Below are 6,467 nucleotides of genomic sequence, written 5' to 3' on the forward strand. Positions count from 1 at the left end.
CGACCATCCGCACAGGAGAGGCCCATGACCCCCATCACGCCCGCCGTTCTCGACCAGGTCTTCCGCAGCGCGCGCACCTTCAACGCCTTCAGCGGCAAGGAAGTGCCCGACGCGCTGCTGCGCGAGCTCTACGATCTGCTCAAATGGGGCCCGACCTCGATGAATTGCCAGCCGGCGCGCTATGTCTTCGTCAGGAGCGACGAGGCCAAGGACCGCCTCGCGCCGGCGCTGTCGGCCGGCAACGTGGCCAAGACCATGGCCGCGCCGGTGACGGTGATCGTGGCCATGGACAGCCGCTTCTACGAGCACCTGCCGACCCAGTTCCCGTCCAACCCCAAGGGTGCCGAGACTTTCTCCAGCAAGCCGGTGCTGGCCGAGAGCACCGCCTTTCGCAACGGCACCCTGCAGGGCGCCTACCTGATCATCGCGGCGCGCCTGCTGGGCCTCGATTGCGGGCCGATGAGCGGTTTCGACGCGGCCAAGGTGAATGCCGAGTTCTTCCCCGACGGCCGCTACCAAGCCAACTTCCTGGTCAACCTGGGCTATGGCGACCCGTCCGGCAACCACCCGCGCGGCCCGCGGCTGGACTTCGAGACCGTCGCGCAGATCCTCTGAGAGTCCCGCGAAGCGAGCAACAACCGGGGTGGCCAGGAGTGTCCTTGAAACAGGGGCGTCGGCCCTTATGGATCCATCGACTGCGCTTGCCGATTGCTGCGTTGCCACTCGCTCACGCCTTGCCCTCGGCCCTGTTCGCTGCGATTTCTGCGCAAGCCGACGGCGAAGCGCCCTGGCGTGAGCGGAAGCGTCGGGGCGTCACCGATTTTTGCCCCTAAGGTCGGCCGTTGTCGTCCGGCAAAAACCCCTCAGGCACGTTCGGCGCATGGAAGCCCTCCACCTGCGCCTCGAATTGCCGGCGCAACGCGATCGCTCGCGCCCGCGCGCCGTCCTCGCCGTATTCATCGACCCGGAAACTGCGCCCACTCACCTTCAGGCAACGGGGCGGGCGAGCCGCCCAGACGACGTGTTCAATCGACTTGCCGGACGCGAGGGTAAATACACTCACAACCCGCCGCACACCCGCCACCCCCGAGGTGTTGTTGCGCCTCACCTTGGCGACGAACTCCCGCTTGCTGACAGGCCGGTGGTCCGCGATCAGCGCGTCGCGCCAGTGCTGCGCCGCGGCCAAAGCCTTGAGCGCCGTGCCATAGCGGTTCAGTCCGAACCAACTGGTGTGCGTTTGCTGGCGCCGCTCAAGTTTCACCAGATAGCCCGGCTCCCCGTCGAGATGCGCCCTCATCCAGCGGATGGCATACAAATCGTTCGGCCGGGCGTCGGCTTCGCAAATCTCGTTCGCCCCGGCATCCGGATCCGGCAGCACTTGCGCCGCCAGCCACCGGCGCCCCTCGGCCAGCGCCTCGTCACCAACACGGCCTGCCAGATACAGGCACAGCAGGCGCCGAGCCGCCGGCAGGATCGTCATGCCCCGCTCGTAGCGCCCCCCGGTTGCCTGGGCAATGTCGAAACGCGCCCGACCGGCGCCGGAAGCGGAGCGTTTGCCTCGGGCGTCGGCGATGGCGAAGTGCAAGTCGGTGGCGCTGACAATGCCGCGGGTATCCATGGACTGGCGGCGCGTGCGATTTACCAGGCGATCATGATCATAAATGCAACGAATGGAATCGCACCGAGCACGTTCAATAGCAGCGCGGCCAATGCGAGCCGAGGAAAGCGCGGATTGGAGTGGATTGCATAAATGGAAATGCACGCGCCTAGCAGAAAACCTCCTCCGGCATAGACCAACATCGCACCCAGACAACCGGCAAATCCCGCACTGCACCATGAAGGGTTGTATTCGTTCACGTACGCTGCGGTAAGAAGCCCCGCGATGGGTACAAACCAAGCCATAGACCGGAATAGCGCGCGCAGATCCTCCGCACCGGGATCTACTTTCGCCATCGGCTTGTCGTCCCTTGCCGAATCGCCTTCAAAAGCAGAATGCGGATGGGGCTCACACGTAGGCACTGTCTTGGGCATGTCTGATCCTTTCGGACATAAGAGTGGGGCGATTCGGCCGATATCAAAGGTGTTCATGTCGGCGATTCTTGCCTGATAGCCGGTCAGCTACACGCCCCAATACAGTGGCGCGCTCGTCGGGCGCCACGCCCACGCCTTGGATGTACATCAGCCCCGGCCGGTGCATAGCGTTGTAATGATTCTTGTCGATGGCCTGGCGACATAAGACGACGATCTCGGAGGCGCATGCGTCCTCGTCTTTTTTCTGGAGATTGCACGCGGTGCGGTACCAGCCGTCCGCTTCCGGGTCGAAGGGCAGGGGCTGTTCGTGCGTGCAGGTAAATTCGAGCGATTGCCAGTCGACCGGCACTGCTCCTGCGGGATCGGCGGTGCTGTTGCAGGCGCCGAGTGCGAGTGCGATCAGCACGGGCCGGGCGAGGCATTGCATGCGTGCGTGACGGCGCTAAAACTTCGGCATCGGTGCCGGCGGCAGCGGGCAGATGCGGTCGAGTTTGGGGAAGGTCGCGTCCTTGTTGGTTTTGACTTCTCGCCACAGGCGCTCGTAGCAGGCGGCGCGGACGGGGTCTTTATCAACGCCATACTCACCCTTGTTGAATATCGAGTACAGGTTGTACAGACTCTGTCTGTGCCCGAGCTTGCCCGCCGCCTGAAATGCCTTGAGCGCGTGGGCCGTTTCTTGCGTGTCCTTGGCGTAGTACCAAGCCAGTTCGTAGCTTGCCTCGGCCAGGCCCTGGCCGAAGGCGCAGTCGAGCATGGCGACGGCCACGGGCGCGACCCGCTCCCGGATGTCCTTCTCCTTGATGCCTATCAGCTTCTTGCCGATTGCCAGTTGCGCTTCCTTGTTGCCCATATCAGCCGCCTTGCGCATGTAGGCCAGCGATGCTGCGCGGTCTGGTCGCACGCCGATACCCTGCTGCAGAAAAACGCCTATCTGGTAGTAGCCTGAAGCGACGCCCAAGTCGATGACACGCTCGGCCAGATCAACGGCGGCGCGCTCGTCGGGCTGTACGCCCACGCCCTGGATATACATCAGTCCCAACCGGAGCATGGCGTTGTAATGGTTCTTGTCGATGGCCTGGCGATACAAGGCAACGATTTCGGTGGCGAATGCCTCCTCATCCTTCTTCTGATAGTTCCGCGCAGTGCGGTACCAATGGTCCGCTTCCGGGTCGAAGGGGGGATTTTGTTCGCGAGTGCAGGTGAATTCGAGCGATTGCCAGTCGATCTTGTCGGTATTCATGTCGGGGGTCCTAGCTTGGCAAGCCGTGAGGCAGATGCATAGCAGCAGTGCGATGAATGGGCGGATGTTCATGGTTAGTCCGGGGCGAGCCAGGCGTCTTCGTTGTCAAAGAACTCGACCAGCGGCGCGGCCAGCGCGGCGCCAAGCTTTCTGTCCGAAGCGTTGGCTTTTATCATCCTTTCCCATCGATCAAATTCTGTCTCCATGTCCTCTCCCGGTGCCGCCCCGGTATGGATGCGCCACAGGTGCTCACGCCACTGGCGGGTCAGCGCCGGGGCGGGGGCGGCGATGTTCAATTCAGAGTCGGTCTCCATGCTACGTGTATTGATGTTGGCCGAGCCGAGGGTGAAGAATACGTCGTCCACCAGCAGGAGCTTGGAGTGGACGTAGATATTCTTGTACTGGCCGCCCCGGCCGCTTGCGAGCAGGGTGCATACATGGATGTTGACGCCTTCGAGGTCGGCGGTTCTGAGCGCGCTGTCCGGGTCGCGCTGGCCCGATGCGTTTTTGTGCATGGCGGGCATCATCTGGCCCTGGCCCAGGGCGGCGAGCATGTCGTAGGTGTTGACGCGGCCGTGGTCGTCGGGGGTGTTGGTGACGACGAAGATATGAAAGTCCCGCCGCCAGCCGGCGGCCTTGAGGCGGCGGCGCGTGGTGCGCAGCAGCTCGGCGAACTGGCGGTAGCGGAAATACTGGTTTTCGAAATATACGTAGTTGCGCGCGTTGGCCAGTGCCAGCCGGTAAGCAGCGAGAATGCCCTTGTCGTTTTCTTGTGGCTGGGTGCGGCAAATCTGGGCGAGCGTGGCTCCGCCGCGGCGTTGTGCCGGGGCGATGAAGTCTTCTGCCCGACGCGCGCGGCGCGCTTCGGACCATGACATTTTGTTGCGTCCGGTGTCGGCCCGGTCCCAGGCGGTCATGAAGTTTTCGTTCAGGTCGAACAGCACCGGCCCGCGCACCCGGCAGGACAGGTCCTGCCATGGGGCGAAGCCGTCACGCACTGTGGATTGGTATTCGTGGCTGTCGGTATCCCAGTAGTTGCGCAGCAGGTTGTGGCCCATGACAAAACCGATCGCATCGTCGGGGGACTCGTAGTCGATGAGAATGACTTTTTGGTGGTGGGAAGCGAACGCCGCCAGTGCGCCCGTGCGAGAGGCCCCTGCCATGCCGCTTTGCGCCCTTTGTTGATCGGCGATGGCGGCACGGTCGTAGAAGCTGAAGTCGCGCGTGCGGAATTCCATGTCCAGCGGTTGATAGCGGAACCATGCACGATTGAAGGCGCGGGCCTCGTCGTCGAGGGCGCGCACGGCGGCGCTGTTGAGGTGGTTGTCGCCATAGGCGTTGAAGCCGTCATCGGTGGCGGCGCCACCGCCGGCCGATTCCAGCCCGCCAACCCCCGAGCCCAGCGCGGTGCCGCCGCCACTGCCGATGAGACCGTCACCGATAATGTTGTTTTCGCCCATATTGGCGATCGCGTTCTTCCAGATGAGAATCCGTACCGGCACGCTGGGCTCGAGAAACGTGCCATCGTTTCGCGCGAACTTGTCGGCCTTGCGGCGCAGCAGATCGCCCAGGCGCTCGCCACCGGGCCGTATCAGGCGCATGCTCGGATCGAACCCCCAGCTGATGATGTCGATGCTTGTCCTGGCATTGGCGATCGCTTCATGCACGGCGGCAAACGCGCGCTCGCCATTGACGAGCGGCTCGATCAGGTTGGTTGGCCGGGGCGGGTATTTGCTGTTTTCGGCGAACCACGGCATGGTCAGCCGAACCTCGCGCTGGCTGTTCAGGGCGATGTCGGCATGGGCCGTTGTGTCAGTCAGTGCCATGGTTCTTCTTCCGGTCGCTTGCGCCATCCTGCCCGGCGGCGGTTTTTCTGAACGCATCACCCACCGCATCGAGAGTCGCCGGGACGTCGCTTGAGTGTTCGTGGCTTCGGTACCCCCGATTTGAAAGCATCTGAAGTTCGCGCTGGGTGGCGTCGTCGGCAAATTGGTCATGCGCCTTGACAGTGAAGGTGGCGCCGGTCATCAATTCGATCGCGTATTCGGTCGTACCCTCGATATGCTCCCAGGCAACGGTGCCGCTGTCGTCGGCCACGCCCTTGTTCAGCAGTTTTCCATCGGCAAGGAGCCGATACGGCTCGCCGGCATAGTTCACCATCGCCTCAGGTAGAGCGCCTAATGCAAACCGCATTTTACGCTTGAGCGGGTTGGTCATGTCGTCGGGAAAATCCGGCAGCTCATAACTTTCCCGCACCGGCCCACTAAAACTCTTCTGACTCGCATGCACCGTGATCGTCCCCGGGCACTCGACGGTGATCCCCCCGTCGATGGTGATGCTCGCGCCGCCCTCGACGGCCAGCACGATGCGTTTGCCGGCGGCGAAGTCGATGTGCTCGGTGATCGAGCTGAGCGTCACCTCGTCCTTGGCCTGGAACTTCATCTCGTCGCTTTGCGCCTGCATCTCGATGTCGTCCTTCGCCGCGATCATCGTGATGCCGGCGCCGTTCTCGCCCGGGCGAATGGCGCCGGCGAGGAGGCCGATGGCCTGGCCGGTGTGGATACGCGCTTTGCCGGCGACGGCGAGGTTGGTGTCCTCGCCGCTCATCAGGTTGAGCGTCTCGCCGTTACTCAATTGCAGGTGGCCACCGGCGACAAGGCCGAGGCCGGCCTTTGCGGCCTGGACGATGGCCGCATCGGTGAGATGGGGGAGTTTGCCGGCGGTGGCGGTGTTCTTCTGGCTGGCGTCGGCGAGCGCGGCGTCGAAGTCGGTGCCGTCTGCCATGCCGCGGGCGGCGGTGTGCAGGGCCTTGAGCGGGGCGGCGTTCGGGTCGATGGTGCTTTGGTTGGCACCACTGCTGCCGATGGCGGCGGCGAGTGGCACGGTTTGGTGGGTGGCGGCGGCTTTGGAGAGGGTTTGGGCCAGGGTGTCGGCCTGGCCGAGCAGGGCGGCGGCGGGGGCCATGTCGCCGGCCGGCTCGGCGTCGGTTTGCTGTGCCCAGGTGGTGAGCGTGATGCCGCGCGCGGCGCGCAGCGCCCCCCAGGCGTCGGTGCGAAGCTCGACGCCGGTGCCCCTGAAACTGCCGCGGTAGTTGTCGGCCTGGTGGATGAGGTGGCCGAGGTTGAGCTGCGAGGCGTATTGGGTGCTGTGCAAGGCGGCGCGCTGCTGGTTGTCGGTGTCGTCGAAGACGAGTTGG

General features: G+C 63.9%; 7 protein-coding genes. 1 reads left to right on the forward strand and 6 read right to left on the reverse strand.

Translation table 11 applies throughout. The annotated features are described in order from the left end of the window. The first annotated feature begins 24 nt into the window (after positions 1 to 24). Positions 25 to 615: a malonic semialdehyde reductase gene (locus I8J34_RS22165; RefSeq protein WP_214363818.1), complete on the forward strand. Its 591-nt coding sequence runs from the start codon at positions 25 to 27 to the stop codon at positions 613 to 615. A gap of 214 nt (positions 616 to 829) precedes the next feature. On the opposite strand, the gene I8J34_RS22170 is transcribed toward I8J34_RS22165, so the two are convergent. From I8J34_RS22170 to I8J34_RS22195, 6 genes are all read right to left on the reverse strand, one after another. After that, a complete protein-coding gene (locus I8J34_RS22170) occupies positions 830 to 1,618 on the reverse strand; it encodes a hypothetical protein (RefSeq protein WP_214363819.1) in 789 nt (262 codons plus the stop codon). Between the two features lie 20 nt (positions 1,619 to 1,638). Further along, positions 1,639 to 2,088 carry a hypothetical protein gene (locus I8J34_RS22175; protein WP_214363820.1) on the reverse strand — a complete coding sequence of 150 codons (450 nt, stop codon included), beginning with the start codon at positions 2,086 to 2,088 and terminating at the stop codon, positions 1,639 to 1,641. Then, positions 2,075 to 2,437, reverse strand: a complete 363-nt coding sequence (locus tag I8J34_RS22180) for a hypothetical protein (protein ID WP_214363821.1) — start codon at positions 2,435 to 2,437, stop codon at positions 2,075 to 2,077. The genes I8J34_RS22175 and I8J34_RS22180 overlap by 14 nt, the downstream gene beginning before the upstream one ends. Before the next feature lie 36 nt (positions 2,438 to 2,473). Further along, positions 2,474 to 3,271 (reverse strand): tetratricopeptide repeat protein, encoded by a 798-nt coding sequence (locus I8J34_RS22185; RefSeq protein ID WP_214363822.1) that lies wholly within the window; start codon positions 3,269 to 3,271, stop codon positions 2,474 to 2,476. A gap of 74 nt (positions 3,272 to 3,345) precedes the next feature. Continuing rightward, entirely contained in the window at positions 3,346 to 5,124 is a 1,779-nt protein-coding gene (locus tag I8J34_RS22190) for a phospholipase D-like domain-containing protein (RefSeq protein ID WP_214363823.1), read from the reverse strand. Continuing rightward, on the reverse strand, positions 5,084 to 6,467 hold a 1,384-nt coding region (locus I8J34_RS22195), incomplete at its 5' end, for a type VI secretion system Vgr family protein (protein ID WP_214363824.1). The genes I8J34_RS22190 and I8J34_RS22195, both read right to left, overlap by 41 nt.

This window comes from Denitromonas iodatirespirans (assembly GCF_018524365.1).
GTDB classification, from domain to species: domain Bacteria; phylum Pseudomonadota; class Gammaproteobacteria; order Burkholderiales; family Rhodocyclaceae; genus Nitrogeniibacter; species Nitrogeniibacter iodatirespirans.